Raw genomic sequence first — 14,336 nt, 5'->3', positions numbered from 1 at the left:
GTCTACTCCTGCCAGCCCTTGGCTAATTGCTCGCGTGCCTGTCCCAACAGCTGGGGCACTGCTTTAGTACGAGCAATCAGAGGGAAGAAATTAGCGTCCCCTGCCCAGCGAGGAACAATATGTTGATGCAGGTGTCCGGCGATTCCGGCTCCGGCAACTTCGCCTTGATTCATCCCCAGGTTAAATCCCGCCGGGTTCGCCACCTTGTTCAAGGTTCTAATCGCCCTCGCAGTTACTTCCCCAAATTCGGCGCGCTCATCCTGATCAAGCTCGATATATTCCGAGATATGCCGGTAGGGACAGATCAACATATGTCCCGAGTTATAGGGGAACAGGTTCATGAGGGCAAAAACCTTTTCGCCTCGGTACACGATGAGGGCGTCCTCGTCACTGCGTGCAGGGGCGGCGCAAAACGGGCAGTCTTCGCTCTTCTTAGTCTGCGGGCGCTCTTCACCCGAAATATATACCTGACGGTGGGGAGTCCACAGGCGTTGGAAAGCATCGGGAACACCCCCGAAAGCGCGCGAATCTTCAGATGGCAGCGAAGTCGAATCCGGTGACGTCATCTGCTATTTCCGTTCTGCGATCGCAGAAACAATCTTGGCAATAGCCTGCTGGATCGGCACCGCATTTTCCTGACTGCCATCCCGGTAACGGAAAGAAACCGCCCCGGCCTCGGCGTCCTCGCCCCCCGCAATCAAAGTAAAGGGGATTTTATCTTTAGAGGCGTTACGGATTTTCTTACCAAAACGGTCATCGGAGGTATCAACCTCTACCCGAACTCCCTGTTTGCGCAGCTGGTCAGCAACCTCAAATAGGTACTCATTAAAGGCTTCGGCTACCGGTACGCAGCGTACCTGTACCGGAGAGAGCCAAGCCGGGAAAGCGCCTGCATAGTGTTCTAGCAGCACCCCGAAGAAACGTTCGATGGAGCCAAACAGGGCGCGGTGAATCATAACGGGACGCTGGCGAGAACCATCGGCAGCCGTGTAAGTAAGGTCGAAACGTTCCGGCAGGTTAAAGTCCAATTGGATAGTTGACATTTGCCAGGTACGCCCGATCGCGTCTTTGGCCTGTACCGAGATTTTTGGCCCGTAGAAGGCAGCCCCACCCGGATCGGGCACCAGTTTCAGTCCCGAAGCGGTCGCTACCTCTTCCAAGGTGCGGGTAGCTTCTTCCCAAGTATCATCGTCGCCTACAAACTTAGCGGGATTCTTGGTGGACAGTTCTAGATAGAAATCCTCTAGTCCGAAATCTTTCAGCAAATCAAGAACGAAAGTCAGCAGACTGGCCAGCTCGTCACGCATCTGCTCGCGAGTGCAGTAAATGTGGGAATCATCTTGCGTGAATCCGCGCGCGCGGGTTAATCCATGCACTACCCCAGATTTTTCGTAGCGGTACACGGTACCGAACTCGAAAAGACGCAGCGGCAGTTCGCGGTAAGAACGCCCCTTAGAAGCAAAGATCAGGTTATGCATGGGACAGTTCATGGGTTTGAGGTAGTAGTCTTGCCCCTGTTTGGTGATGTTCCCTGCCTGGTCGCGTTCTTCGTCCAGGTGCATCGGCGGATACATACCATCGGCGTACCAATCTAGGTGACCAGAGGTTTTGAACAGGTCAGCCTTGGTGATGTGGGGACTGTATACAAAGGAATATCCGGATTCGATATGCCGCTTGCGGGAGTATTCTTCCATTTCATTGCGGATAATCGCGCCTTTGGGGTGGAATACCGGCAGGCCGGAACCAATCTCGTCCGGGAAGGAGAATAGGTCAAGTTCACGTCCCAGTTTGCGGTGGTCGCGCCGCTCGGCTTCCTCTAGACGAGTTTTATAGGCGACGAGATCCTCTTTGCTAGCCCAGGCGGTACCGTAAATGCGCTGCAGGTGATCATTGGCTTGATCGCCTTTCCAATAGGCAGCGGAGGATTTCATCAGCGCGAAGCCGTTACCGATATAGCGGGTATTGGGCACATGCGGGCCGCGGCACAGATCTTTCCAGGCGCACTGGCCGGAGCGGTCAACATTGTCATAAATGGTTAGGGTTCCAGCTCCTACCTCTACACTGGCACCTTCCGCTTGGTCAGGCCCGTGACCTTTGGATTCGATCAGTTCCAATTTGTAGGGTTGATCTGCGAGTTCCTGGCGAGCCTCATCGTCGCTTACTTCCCGCCGCACAAAACGCTGCCCGCTTTTAACGATTTTCTTCATCCGTTTTTCCAGGTCTTTTAGCAGCTCGGGGGTTACCGGATCGATATTGCCGAAATCGTAGTAAAAACCGTCAGTGATGTAGGGGCCTACTCCCAGGTTGGCATCGGGGTAAATCTGTTGCACTGCTTGGGCGAGGACGTGGGTGGCCGAGTGGCGAATAATTTCCAGTCCCGCTTCACTATCAGCGGTAATCGGTTCTACCTGGGCGTCCTCGGGGAGAGTACGCGCCAGATCCCAGGGCTGCCCATTTACGTTCATGGCCACGATAGTGCGGTCTTTGCCCCACAGATCTAGGCCGGTGCAAGTGGCAGCTACCTCTTGGTTTTCTCCTGCAATCTGGACGTTGATTAGTCCTGCTGCCTGTGCTGCCACGTTCGATCCTCCTAGTTACGGATAAGTAATTACCTGGCTATTCTACCTATGAGCCCATTGCGATTAAAATGTAGTGGTTGCTACTTACCCTACTAGCGGAGGGCAGTTTCACGCTCGTTGGACGTTATGCGCCTAGCCCGACTGGCGCTTTGCATTTGGGGAATCTACGTACCGCCCTGATCGGGTGGGCGCTCGCTCGGCAAAGCGGCGGACGTTTCGTGCTACGTTTTGAGGATTTAGATGCCCGCTCCCGGGAGCCTTTCCGCGACCTGCAAATGGCAGATTTAGCGGCTCTCGGGATTAATTGGGACGGGGATCCTTTAGTGCAGTCTAACTGCCGCAGCCGTTACGAGGAGGCGTTTGCGCGGTTAGAAGCAGCAGGGCTGGTTTATGAGTGTTATTGTTCGCGCCGGGAGTTATCGCAAATTGCTTCTGCTCCGCATACTCCTCCCGGAGCGTACCCAGGGTATTGTCGCGACCTCACCCCCACCGAGCGGGCGAAAAAACGAGAAGAACTGGCGGGAAAAGGACGCGGCCCAGCTTTTCGCCTGCGTACTAGTAAGCAATCTTTAACCTTTACGGACACAGTTTATGGGCAGCAAACCGGGCTAGTAGATGATTTTGTGCTGCGCCGCTCGGATGGAGTGTTTTCTTATAACTTTGTTTGCGTGGTTGATGACGCCTTTCAAGAGGTAACCCAGGTGTGCCGCGGCAGGGACCTACTCTCCTCAGTTGCCCGGCAAAACTACCTACACCAGCTATTAGGATCCACTCCGCCCACTTGGGTGCACGTCCCCTTAGTACTGAATCAAACGGGGCAACGCTTGGCTAAACGCGATGGAGCCGTCACTTTGGAACAGCTGCGTGAGTGCGGGATAGAAAGCGCACAGGTGATCTCGATGTTCGCGACTTCCCTGGGTCTCCCGCCGGCAAAAACTGCCGAGGAATTTCTTGCCCAATTCGACTTGGGCAAAATGAGTCACGAGGATTGGCGTTTTACCCCGCCTGTCCCGCTGAGTGCACAACCTTAGCTACGCAAAATAACAGACAGTTATTACCCTGCCTACTATCCCCAATGGGACCGCAGCGGCTGACCTCCATAAAAGTCACCGAGGACGCGCTGTTTATACGCGGGATACTCGCCCTCAATAATGGATTGCCTAATCCCCCGCACCAGCTGCACGGTGAAGTATTCGTTGTGAATCGTCGCCAGGGTAAAGCCCAACATTTCTTTGGCTTTAAACAGGTGATGTAGGTACGCAATGGAATAATTCTGGCAGGTGTAACAGTTACAACCCGCCACTGGAGCCTGAAAATCACGTTTAAATTCGGAGCGGGTCAGATTAAAGCGTCCATAGCGTCCGTAAAGACCACCGTTACGTCCTATCCGGGAGGGATTTACACAATCAAAGGTGTCTGCCCCGGCCTCTACCCCGGCAAAAATATCGTCCGGTTCACTCAGTCCTAGCAGGTGACGGGGTTTTTCTTCCGGCAGTTCTTCGCAAACCCAATCCACTATGGTGGCCAGATTTTCTTTCTCTAAGGCTCCGCCGATTCCAAAACCATCGAAGCTGCGTCCTGCCACTTCCATTGCCGACAAGTCACGGGCAGCTTTGCGGCGCAAATCTTCATATTGCGCCCCTTGGATAACCCCGTAAAGCATCTGGTAAGGCTTATCGGCACGCTCCTGAGTGAGCCGCTCATGTTCGGCTAGGCAGCGCTCGGCCCAGCGCCGGGTGCGCTCCAGGGATTCCACCTGGTATTCGCGAGAATTCAGCAAAGTGGTCAGCTCATCGAAGGCCATCATAATATCGGCGCCCAGATGGTGCTGGATCTGCATAGAGACTTCGGGTGTAAACCGATGCCGAGAACCATCTAGATGCGACCGGAAGGTTACCCCTTCCTCATCTACATGCGCGTGGCGCTCTTTCTTTTCTGCCACCGTGTGGTCAGCCCTCCCTGAACCGGTGAACTCTCCAGAGAGCACTTTCTTATATCCCGACCCTAGCGAGAGTACCTGGAATCCGCCCGAGTCGGTAAAAGTAGGCCCTCCCCAGTTCATAAAGCGGGCAAGCCCGCCCGCCTGGTCAATAACTTCCGGCCCGGGTTGCAAATAGAGGTGATAGGCGTTCGCCAATATCGCGGCAGCCCCTAGCTCTTTCATGGTTTCGGGCAGCACGGTTTTTACCGTGGCTTTGGTGCCCACCGGGATAAAGGCAGGGGTGGGAATATCACCGTGCGGGGTGTGAATAATGCCGGCTCGTCCCCGCCTGCCAGGTAGCTCTGCTACTTTAGTGAAGGTCAAGGCCGTATCCCTCATGCTTCTTTACCCGGGAAATAACCAGGTAAGTGAAAGGTAGGCACAGGATTTCTACCGCGCATTTATAGAGGTAGCCGCCGAGGAAAATATAGATCAGCAACTGGGAGAAACTCATGATTCCCCCAAACGCGATGGTGCAAAAAACTATGGAATCGACCAGTTCGCCTGCCAAGGTGGAGGTCACTAGCCGCACCCACATATTGTTCTCGCCCCACCGCTCTTTGATTTTCACCAGCACATAAGCATTAAGCCAATTGCCCAGCACGTATCCCGCCATGGAGGCGATTACGATGCGGGGTACGAACCCGAGCACGCTCTGGAAGGCCTCGTTATTTTGGTAGGAGGCTTCGGGTGGAAGCATCCCCACTACCCAAAAGGTCAGAGACGCCATTACGGAAATCACGAAGCCCATCAGGATAGCGCGTTTTGCGGCACGCAGTCCCCAGACTTCGCTGATTACGTCCCCGAGGACGTAGGTGAGGGGGAAAGTAATGGCTCCCCCGTCAAAAACAATCGGCCCTAGTTGAATCGCTTTAGTGGCACAAATATTGGCGATTAGCAGGAACGCCACAAAGAAAATAACACAAATATCGAAAAGGCCGCGCGGGCTGCGGGCAAAAGTTGCGGCGCCGCGGACTAGCGAAGAGGTTTCTTGGTCGAGGGCTGGGGACTTTGAAGGAACAGATTTTTCAGATTTTTCTAAAGTTGTCACCCGCCTAATCTAGCAGCCTCCCCGGGGTACTCGTCCAGTTAGCCGGAGAGTATTATCTGTTACTTTTTCGGCGGCGCGGTTACTTATTCCGGCGTGGGCAACGGTTTTTCCGCCTGCCCATACCTAGTACCAAGGGAACCAAAGACTATTTGCCACCTTGCGCAGATACCAAGAGGCGCGGGCAGAGGTTTTATCCGAGTCGGCTAGGCAGGCGTAAAACTCGAAAAAATGCCGTGGCTTTTTCCGAGTTTTTGGGCAAGAGGAAAAACCTCTGCCCGCGCCAACACCAGATGCCTCAGAAATCTTCCGGCTTTTATAGAGGGATTCTACGCGCTGTCGCCATTGGCCAGGCGCCGCAGCTCGGGCCAGAGCTCGGAGGCGATAGTGCGTCGCAAATCTTCGCGGGTAGTGTCATTTACCAGCTCAAAGTTGGCAATGGCGCGGCGTTGTTCCTCACTAGCTTGGGCGGCTATCCGGGCGTCTACCTGTGCCGGCTCCATACCGGAGCGGTCTTGCAGTCGCTGATAACGCTGCTTAAGGGGCGCAGTCACTGCCACGATCACGTCAAAAGCGCGCGCATTAGGATTCTCGGCTAGCAAAGGAATGTCATAAATGCCGATATCTCCCGGAGTTAGGGATGCGAAGAAACGATCGGAAAGAAACGCAATATAGGGGTGAGTTATTGATTCCAGGAGGCGGCGGGCATCGGGATTATTAAACACGATCGCGGCGAGGGCGCTGCGGTCAACGCCAGTTTCCCACTCGGGATGATCAAAAGCGCGGGCAATATCAGGCGCTAAATCTACTAGAGCCTCCCCTGCCAGTTCATCGGCGCTGCAAGTTTTAGCCCCTAGAGCCTTTAAGGTGTGTACCGCCGTGGATTTACCGGATCCGATCCCGCCGGTTACCGCTACCGAAAGAGCGTTTGTAGGCGAAGCGGCCGTCCAACGTGCTCCCCGATCCGGGTTACGGTAAATCAATAGTTCACTCACCCTGCCAGCCTACCGAGCAGGCCGGCTTCCTCCCAAGTGGAAACCATCTGTCCGCAAGCGGGCAATGCCTATTGAAAGACATTAGCGCCTAGTTCGAGGCGGTAAGCTGTGTTATTTTGACCAGCCGAGTACGTAGTTTTCTTTGGATTCATCAAGCGCATACCACAAGATATTTCCTTGAGGATCTTTCCATACTGGGAACCAGTAAATGACGTTCTTAAACTTTTTCGGAGAAACCGCCAGGGAGGCATCAGCTCCGCGGAAGGGCAATATATCCGGGACGTTGTTCACCTCTTCGTCTTCCTCCATGATCTCAATGCAGGCTTCAGACGGTACCACTGCGGTAGCGGTGCCCTCTACCACTCGCACCAAATTGTCTTTAACCACCCGATATTCTGTTTCTTCAGTGCGAGAAGCTTGGGTTAACTGTTCCATGCTTTTGCCTCCGCCAACAGCATCAAACCAGCCGGTGTCACTGTATAGATACTTAACTCTTATTCCCAGACCTTCCGCCGCAGATAGATCCACTGCGAATGGGATTTCTGAATCGTATCCGGCACCGCAATAGGGTCCAATAGTCGGAGAAATTAGTGGAGAATCCATGAACTTAGGCTTCTGGCTTTCAGGATCCCAAATCCACACCAATATCCGTTCGACTCGTCCTTGGAAAGTACGTTCTCCCTCATCTCGTTCTGGTATCTCTCCTCCAACAGTTTGTAGATAGAGAACCTGGGCGAAATCTAGGTAGCCATCACCATTGATATCGGCGTATACCTTGTCGTTCTGTCTGATGCCTACGGCGAGGCCTATATCCCGACCTGGGTCTGGCGACTCCTTGAACCTTCCATCCGTGAGTTTGCGTGGCTCACCAGTAGCGTTAGTTATATCAATGTTATTGAAATCAACTTTCTTAATCGCATCCCAGCCGGTAGCTTTTTCCCTGCCCGGATCTGGCGCGCCGGGTACGTCAAATCTTTGGTAACTGATCTTGCCCTGCTTATCGGCTATTCGGGTTGCCCAAATGGATTGACTATTGGCGGCTAGCGCCGTCCCATCTTTGAGCGCAGTTTTCCAGATAGTCTTCCCTTTTTGCAGATAACTAACCGTTTTGGCGCCTTTAGCGGTCGGCTCAGCGCAGACCATAACCTGCGTGTCTTGGTAGATTACTTCCCCCGCGCACTCACCAGTTTTCGCTCCAGCAGCCGAGGCCGGGTTCTCCTTCTCTCCCAGGGCACCTTTGCAAACTATCTGTCCCCCGAATGCCTCATATGGTTGTGCGAGACCGTTATCGCAGGCGGGCAAACTAAATGGTTCCCCTCTCGCTTTCCCATCTCGAGATAGCGGCTGTGCACTAGCCCCTTCGCTAGTAATAAAAATTAGCCAGATATCCAGGCTGTCTTTAACCATCACAGCCGGACTGGATTCAGTAGCTACATAGGGCGGGAAAGAGTCACTTTTGATCTGCTTATGTACTTCAATCACCGTGGAAACAGTGGGTGCTTTTTCTTTGGCTGCTCCCGCACCTAGCTTACCGCTGCTATTGGAAAGAACAAACACGTAGACAGTCAACGCCAAATCTACCAGTACCAAGGTAACTAGCACCGCCAGGAGACGCAGCACTAAGCTACCTTTATTACGAGCGCTAGTGGAAGCTGGGGAAGCTAACATCGTTATCTACCTACCTTGAACTCGATACTCACCACAGCCCTATGAGGCTGGCGTCAAGCAGTTGACCCGCGTCCGTGATGGGGAAAACCGGCAGTGAAGCCACCGCAGGCGACGCCAAAATCTCCGGTTTTAACAGTACCAACAGCAAGAACCCCAAGTAGGCACTCGCGATAACAATCCCGATGATTAACAGCGCAACCGGTAATCTCTTCGCGGCCGAATCACTGCCTGCCGGCAAGTGGGCGTCAACAGAGACCGCCGGATTAGGGACATATCCCGCTACCTGGGGCTGATACCCCACAGGAAATGCTGCCGGTACTGGCGCAGGAGGGGCTGCCGACTGCGGATAGGACGCACCCCCGCCCGGGTAGGGCTGGGAATAAGGATAGGGAGCAGACGCTGGCGGCTGCCCGGCAGGAAGTATCGTGCCGGGAGAGCCATAAGGGGTGGGTTGCTGGGCACCTGACTGAAAGGAGCTAGTTGCATTGTCTGTATTATCACTGCCCGGCATTTGCTTCATAGCTTCACGCTACCAGGCATTAGCCCCCGGAAAACGCCAGATAGAATAATCAAAGGACTTATCCACGTTTCAAGGCTCTGCCTTTAAAAATAAAACAGGGTGGGCAGAAGCATTTCTGCTTCTGCCCACCCTGAAAGTTAAGCGTCACAGTTCTTCAGGAGAACTGCGATTAACTGTTTATTCGCCAGTTAGCTTCTCGCGGAGAGCTGCTAGGGCTTCATCGGAAGCCAAAGTACCGGCCGAGTCTTCACTCTCGGTGGAGTAGCTAGCGTTCTCTGCGGGATCCGGACGGGTAGCGGCGGCCTCGGTGTCGGCTTCCAGAGCCTTAGCCACCTGTTCCTTGTGCGCCTTCCAACGGGCTTCTGCCTGAGCATATTCTTCTTCCCAAGCTTCCCGCTGTGCCTCGTAGCCTTCCATCCATTCATTGGTTTCCGGATCGAAGCCTTCGGGGTACTTGTAGTTGCCCTCTTCGTCGTATTCGGCGGTCATGCCATACAGCGAAGGATCAAACTCGGTAGTGTTGGGGTCAACGCCCTCGTTCGCCTGCTTAAGCGAAAGCGAAATCCGGCGACGATCCAAATCAATATCGATAACTTTAACGAATACTTCTTCGCCAACTTTAACTACCTGCTCCGGCACCTCTACGTGACGCTGCGCCAGTTCAGAGATATGCACCAAGCCTTCGATTCCGTCCTCGACCCGAACGAACGCGCCGAAGGGAACCAGTTTGGTTACCTTGCCCGGCACCACTTGGCCGATAGCGTGGGTACGAGCGAAGGTCTGCCAAGGATCTTCCTGGGTGGCCTTCAAGGACAGCGAAACCCGTTCGCGATCCATATCCACATCCAGTACCTCGACCGAAACTTCCTGGCCAACTTCGACAACCTCGGAGGGGTGATCGATATGCTTCCAGGACAGTTCGGATACGTGCACCAGGCCGTCCACTCCGCCCAGGTCCACGAAGGCACCAAAGTTGACGATGGAGGAAACCACGCCGGAACGGATTTGTCCCTTTTGTAAGGTATCCAGGAACTGGGTGCGTACCTCCGCCTGGGTTTGCTCCAACCAGGCACGACGGGAAAGCACCACGTTATTGCGGTTCTCATCCAGTTCAATAATCTTGGCTTCGAGCTCCCGACCGATATAGGGAGCGAGGTCACGTACCCGGCGCATCTCTACCAGAGAAGCAGGCAAGAAACCACGCAGACCGATATCCAAAATCAGACCGCCCTTGACCACCTCGATCACGGTACCGGTGACTACGCCATCGGCTTCCTTGACCTTCTGGACGTCGCCCCAGGCACGCTCGTATTGGGCACGCTTCTTCGAAAGTAGTAAGCGCCCCTCCTTGTCTTCCTTTTGCAATACCAGGGCTTCGATTTCGTCGCCCACCTGGACAACGTCTTCGGGACTCACATCATGTTTGATGGATAGCTCGCGGGAGAGGATAACGCCCTCGGTTTTATAACCAATATCGAGGAGGACTTCATCGCGGTCGACCCGCACGACAGTACCGGTAACGATGTCGCCATCGCCAAAGTACTTAATAGTTTTATCGATTGCAGCAAGTAGTTCTTCTTGTGAACCGATATCGTTTACGGCAACTTGATCCAGCTGCTCAGTAGAGGTGGTCATAGAGATAATTTCTCCAAAACGGACTTAATAGACAATATGGACAATTTGGTTCCCCGTAAGAGAAACCTTGTCGAGCCTATCAGCAAAAACCCGTCCAGCTCCAGCCGAAAGACCGCTTACGAAGGCTATTTTGGCAAAATGTAGGCGATAACACAGTGTCACCAGGCCGCGAGCAAGGTGAAAGCTTGCGGGTTTTGTTCACCGCTGCCGCTGAAAAGATCTAGTTAATGGGCGGCGCTCCGCCAGTTTTTGCCTACCCCGATGCCGACTACCAGAGGTACGGACAGCTCCGCAGCATGCCCCATCGCTTCTTCCACGAGGGCGCGCAGCTCCGTCTCCTCCCCTGGCGCAACTTCCAGGATTAATTCGTCGTGAATCTGCAGTAACACCCGCGAGGAGAGTTTTTGGGCTTTCAGTTCCTGATCTACCCGGATCATGGCCTGCTTCATCAAATCTGCAGCCGTTCCCTGGATAGGAGCGTTGAGGGCAGCCCGCTCCGCCATGCGTCGCAAAGTGTGATTGGAGCTTCTAAGATCGGGCAGTTGCCGGCGCCGTCCCTGCATAGTTTCGGTATAGCCGCGTTTGCGTGCCTCCTCCACGATCTGCCGCAAATAGCTGCGTACTTTTCCAAAACGGGCGAAGTAACGCTCCATCAGTTTCTCTGCTTCCTTCTGGCCAATTCGCAGCTGATTGGCCAGACCATAAGCCGACAAGCCGTAAGCCAAACCATAGGAAGTGGCTTTTACCTTCGAACGCATCTGGTCATCGACTTGCTCGGACGGAATCCCAAAAATCATAGCGGCCATAGTGCGGTGTAAATCTTCACCGGTATTAATGGCGGCGATCAGATCTTGATCCCCCGACATATGCGCCATTACCCGCATCTCAATCTGGGAATAATCCACGCTCATCAAGTTTTCAAATCCGGATCCGCAAACGAAGGCTTCCCGGATACGTTGCCCAGTTTCCGAACGCACCGGGATGTTTTGCAAGTTCGGATCGGCAGAGGAAAGCCGGCCGGTAGCAGTCACAGTTTGCTTAAAGGTGGTGTGGATCCGCCCATCATCATGCACTGCCTTTTGCAGTCCTTCCACGGTCTGCAAAAGTTTTATCGAGTCCCGGTGCGCCAGCAAATACTGCAAGAACGGATGCTGGGTTTTACTAAACAGCCACTCCAGGGCGTCCGCATTCGTGGTATATCCGGTGCGAGTTTTTTTCGTTTTCGGCATCCCCAGCTGGTCAAATAAAACTTCTTGTAACTGTTTGGGGCTAGATAGATTCAGCTCCGGCCGATCTACTTCGCTTCTAGCCGCCTGCTTAGCGTCCTCGGTTTGCCGTCTTAAATCGGCCTCGAGATCCCCTAAAACCTGATCTGAGACTGCGATCCCGGTATCTTCCATCTGGGCAAGAATCTTAGCGACCGGCCGTTCCATCTCTAGCCACAAATGTTCGGCGCCTCCAGTAGCTAAGCGCCCTTGCTCGGCGCTGGAAATCTCGGGCAACGCCGCCGCAATCTGCGCCGTCTTCGTGTTAGAAACACCCGAAAAATCCAGTGCGGTCTGTCCGCTGGCTTCCTTTTCTTCCACCACCAAAGCCCGTCCCAAGAGCTTGCCGCTTAAAACCTCAATATCATAAGAGCGGGCAGAAGGATCCAGCAGGTAACCGGCAATTTCAGTGTCCCAGCTAGGTAAACCGAGCGCGATTCCAGCTCCTTTGAGGGCGTGCCAGGCGCTCTTCCAGTTATGGAAAACACTGCCTTGCGGATTTTGCAGCCACTGGCGCAGCGCCGCTACGGTTTCTACGTGTCCCTCGATCAAGCTAATACTGGCAGCTTCATTTTTGCTGGCCAAAGTAACCTGGGTGGCCTCCCCGCTGCCGGGAGTGGTCACTCCCTCAACTACCACCCCTACCGAACCGGTCAGCTCCGTTATCCAGCCGGCCACTTTGTCCGGGGCAATAAGTTCAACTTCGGGGCGTTTTTCCGCAAGCTTTTCTCCGAGGGCGAATGCGGGAATACTAGCTAAAGCCTGACGAGTACCCTCCCCAATCTCCAATTTATCGAGCAGTTTTTCTAGCTTTGCCGCATCAGCTTTCCCAAAGGTGAGTTCTGAAACCTCAACCCCTAAATCCAGATCAGTCAGCAGCGCATTCAGTTTCCGGTTGCGTTTAACATCCTCTAGGTGAGCGCGCAGGTCTTCCCCGCGTTTTCCCCCAATATCGGCGGCGTGGGCGATTACTCCCGCTAAACCGTCATATTTATTAATCCAGGAGGCAGCGGTCTTCTCCCCCACTCCCGGAACCCCTGGAAGGTTATCGGCTTTTTCTCCCACCAAGGCGGCAATCTCGGGATAGCGGTGTGGTGGCACTCCATATTTTTCTGCAATCGCCTGAGGGGTCATCCGTTTGAGGTCGGTTATCGAGCGAGAAGGATAGAGCACTGTAACCTGCTCGTTTGATAACTGGAAGGTGTCGCGATCCCCGCTAGCGACCAGTACTCGAATCCCGGCGGCGCTGCCGCGGCTAGCTAGGGTAGCTAAAATATCGTCGGCCTCGATATTTTCTTGTTCTAAAGTGGTGACCCCCAGGTGAGCGAGCGCCTCTTTAATCAGGTCAACTTGTCCAGCAAACTCGGGCGGGGTGGGTTTCCGTCCGGCTTTGTATTCCGGGTATTGATCGGTGCGGAAAGAATGGCGAGAAACATCGAACGCTACTGCCAAATAGTCGGGTTGCTCGTCCTGCAGCATTTTTACTAGCATCCGCAAGAACCCGAACACTGCATTAGTGTATTGCCCCTCTTGGGTACGGAAATTTGCGGGATCGAGGGCGTAGAACGCGCGAAAAGCTGCGGAATGCCCGTCAACTACTAGCAGGGTTTTCTTGTCAGCCATGTTTTCCTCCTATTAGCTATCCTAGAGGAAAGGCCTTATCCTCACAGCAGCCGACTATCGCTACTGTTCAAGCCGGTTCTACCCGATCTGTTCTACAACTGCCTCCGCAACTTCTCGCATAGTCAGGCGCCGATTCATGGAAGTAGTCTGGATCCACCGGAAAGCATCCGGTTCACTCATTTCCATGTTTTCCATCAGTAGACCTTTAGCCCGATCTACCACTTTGCGAGTCTCGAAACGATCCTGCAAGTCAGCTACTTCACCTTCCAAAGATTGAATCTCTGCATGCCGCGAAAGCGCGATTTCTATCGCAGGCAAAAGTTCGGCGGGAGTGAAAGGTTTAACGACATAGGCCATGGCACCAGCATCTCGCGCCCGTTCCACCAACTCTTTTTGCGAAAATGCGGTGAGCATCACTACTGCGCAAGAGATTTCCTTCATGATTTTTTCCGCAGCTGTGATTCCGTCCATTTTAGGCATCTTCACATCCATTACGCACAGGTCAGGATGATTTTCCAAAGCTGCCTGATAGGCGGCCTCTCCATCTCCGGCTTCGGCCACTACTTCGTAGCCGGCATCAGTGAGAGTTTCCACAATATCCAGGCGGATCAGGGTTTCATCCTCCGCTACCAGCACTTTAGGGGAGACAGTCTGATTATTCTTAGTATTAGATTTCGAAGTTGCCACGAGTCTATATTAGACTGAAACCCGTCGCGCTTAACAGCGTTACGAAAAAGCCTCGATGGCGGAATTGGTAGACGCAGCGGATTCAAAATCCGCCGTCCTTCACCGGACATGTGGGTTCGAGTCCCACTCGAGGTACTGATCAGGCCTTAAACCCAAGGTATCAGCGTTTTGACCGGGCGTTATTTACGCTGTTGCATTCCCGATTAGGCCGGGGTTGTTTAGCATTCTGCGGCGGATCCGCCCTAAAAATACCCGTTATGAAAATGCTCACTAAGACACAATCAACCCGGATAATAACTATTTTTCTAGGCAGACATCGGCGCGGAAGCACACTT

At 53.7% G+C, this 14,336-nt stretch carries 11 protein-coding genes and 1 tRNA gene; 2 read left to right on the top strand and 10 right to left on the bottom strand.

Going from position 1 to position 14,336, the window contains the following annotated elements:
• Positions 1 to 2: 2 nt before the first annotated feature.
• Positions 3 to 566, bottom strand: a complete 564-nt coding sequence (locus tag L0M99_RS06370; protein WP_238128110.1) for an HIT family protein — start codon at positions 564 to 566, stop codon at positions 3 to 5.
• Between the two features lie 3 nt (positions 567 to 569).
• Positions 570 to 2,579, bottom strand: coding sequence for a threonine--tRNA ligase (gene thrS, locus L0M99_RS06365; protein ID WP_238128109.1), 2,010 nt, complete (start codon positions 2,577 to 2,579; stop codon positions 570 to 572).
• Between the two features lie 77 nt (positions 2,580 to 2,656).
• Between thrS and gluQRS the strand changes: the two genes are divergently transcribed.
• Positions 2,657 to 3,610, top strand: coding sequence for a tRNA glutamyl-Q(34) synthetase GluQRS (gene gluQRS / locus L0M99_RS06360; protein ID WP_238128108.1), 954 nt, complete (start codon positions 2,657 to 2,659; stop codon positions 3,608 to 3,610).
• A 35-nt stretch (positions 3,611 to 3,645) separates the two neighbouring features.
• Here the strand turns inward: gluQRS and tgt are convergent, their stop codons facing one another.
• From tgt to L0M99_RS06320, 8 genes are all read right to left on the bottom strand, one after another.
• Positions 3,646 to 4,899, bottom strand: a complete 1,254-nt coding sequence (gene tgt / locus L0M99_RS06355; RefSeq protein ID WP_238128107.1) for a tRNA guanosine(34) transglycosylase Tgt — start codon at positions 4,897 to 4,899, stop codon at positions 3,646 to 3,648.
• Positions 4,871 to 5,488, bottom strand: a complete 618-nt coding sequence (locus L0M99_RS06350) for a queuosine precursor transporter (RefSeq protein WP_238128142.1) — start codon at positions 5,486 to 5,488, stop codon at positions 4,871 to 4,873. The genes tgt and L0M99_RS06350 overlap by 29 nt, the downstream gene beginning before the upstream one ends.
• 449 nt (positions 5,489 to 5,937) lie before the next feature.
• On the bottom strand, positions 5,938 to 6,603 hold the full coding sequence (gene coaE, locus L0M99_RS06345; protein ID WP_238128106.1) for a dephospho-CoA kinase: 666 nt from the start codon (positions 6,601 to 6,603) through the stop codon (positions 5,938 to 5,940).
• 111 nt (positions 6,604 to 6,714) lie between these two features.
• Positions 6,715 to 8,271 (bottom strand): hypothetical protein, encoded by a 1,557-nt coding sequence (locus tag L0M99_RS06340; protein WP_238128105.1) that lies wholly within the window; start codon positions 8,269 to 8,271, stop codon positions 6,715 to 6,717.
• 28 nt (positions 8,272 to 8,299) lie between these two features.
• Positions 8,300 to 8,791 (bottom strand): hypothetical protein, encoded by a 492-nt coding sequence (locus tag L0M99_RS06335; RefSeq protein WP_238128104.1) that lies wholly within the window; start codon positions 8,789 to 8,791, stop codon positions 8,300 to 8,302.
• A gap of 177 nt (positions 8,792 to 8,968) precedes the next feature.
• Positions 8,969 to 10,426 (bottom strand): 30S ribosomal protein S1, encoded by a 1,458-nt coding sequence (gene rpsA / locus L0M99_RS06330; protein WP_022865380.1) that lies wholly within the window; start codon positions 10,424 to 10,426, stop codon positions 8,969 to 8,971.
• A 224-nt stretch (positions 10,427 to 10,650) separates the two neighbouring features.
• On the bottom strand, positions 10,651 to 13,314 hold the full coding sequence (gene polA / locus L0M99_RS06325; protein ID WP_238128103.1) for a DNA polymerase I: 2,664 nt from the start codon (positions 13,312 to 13,314) through the stop codon (positions 10,651 to 10,653).
• Between the two features lie 78 nt (positions 13,315 to 13,392).
• Positions 13,393 to 14,001: an ANTAR domain-containing response regulator gene (locus L0M99_RS06320; RefSeq protein WP_238128102.1), complete on the bottom strand. Its 609-nt coding sequence runs from the start codon at positions 13,999 to 14,001 to the stop codon at positions 13,393 to 13,395.
• A 49-nt stretch (positions 14,002 to 14,050) separates the two neighbouring features.
• On the opposite strand from L0M99_RS06320, the gene L0M99_RS06315 reads away from it, so the two are divergent.
• Positions 14,051 to 14,136, top strand: a tRNA-Leu gene (locus L0M99_RS06315).
• The last annotated feature ends 200 nt before the right edge of the window (positions 14,137 to 14,336 follow it).

It is taken from the genome of Varibaculum cambriense (assembly GCF_022133705.1).
GTDB classification, from domain to species: Bacteria; Actinomycetota; Actinomycetes; order Actinomycetales; family Actinomycetaceae; genus Varibaculum; species Varibaculum cambriense_A.
The sequence above is the reverse complement of the archived record's forward strand: the minus strand, read 5'-3'. Positions and strand labels throughout refer to the sequence as shown.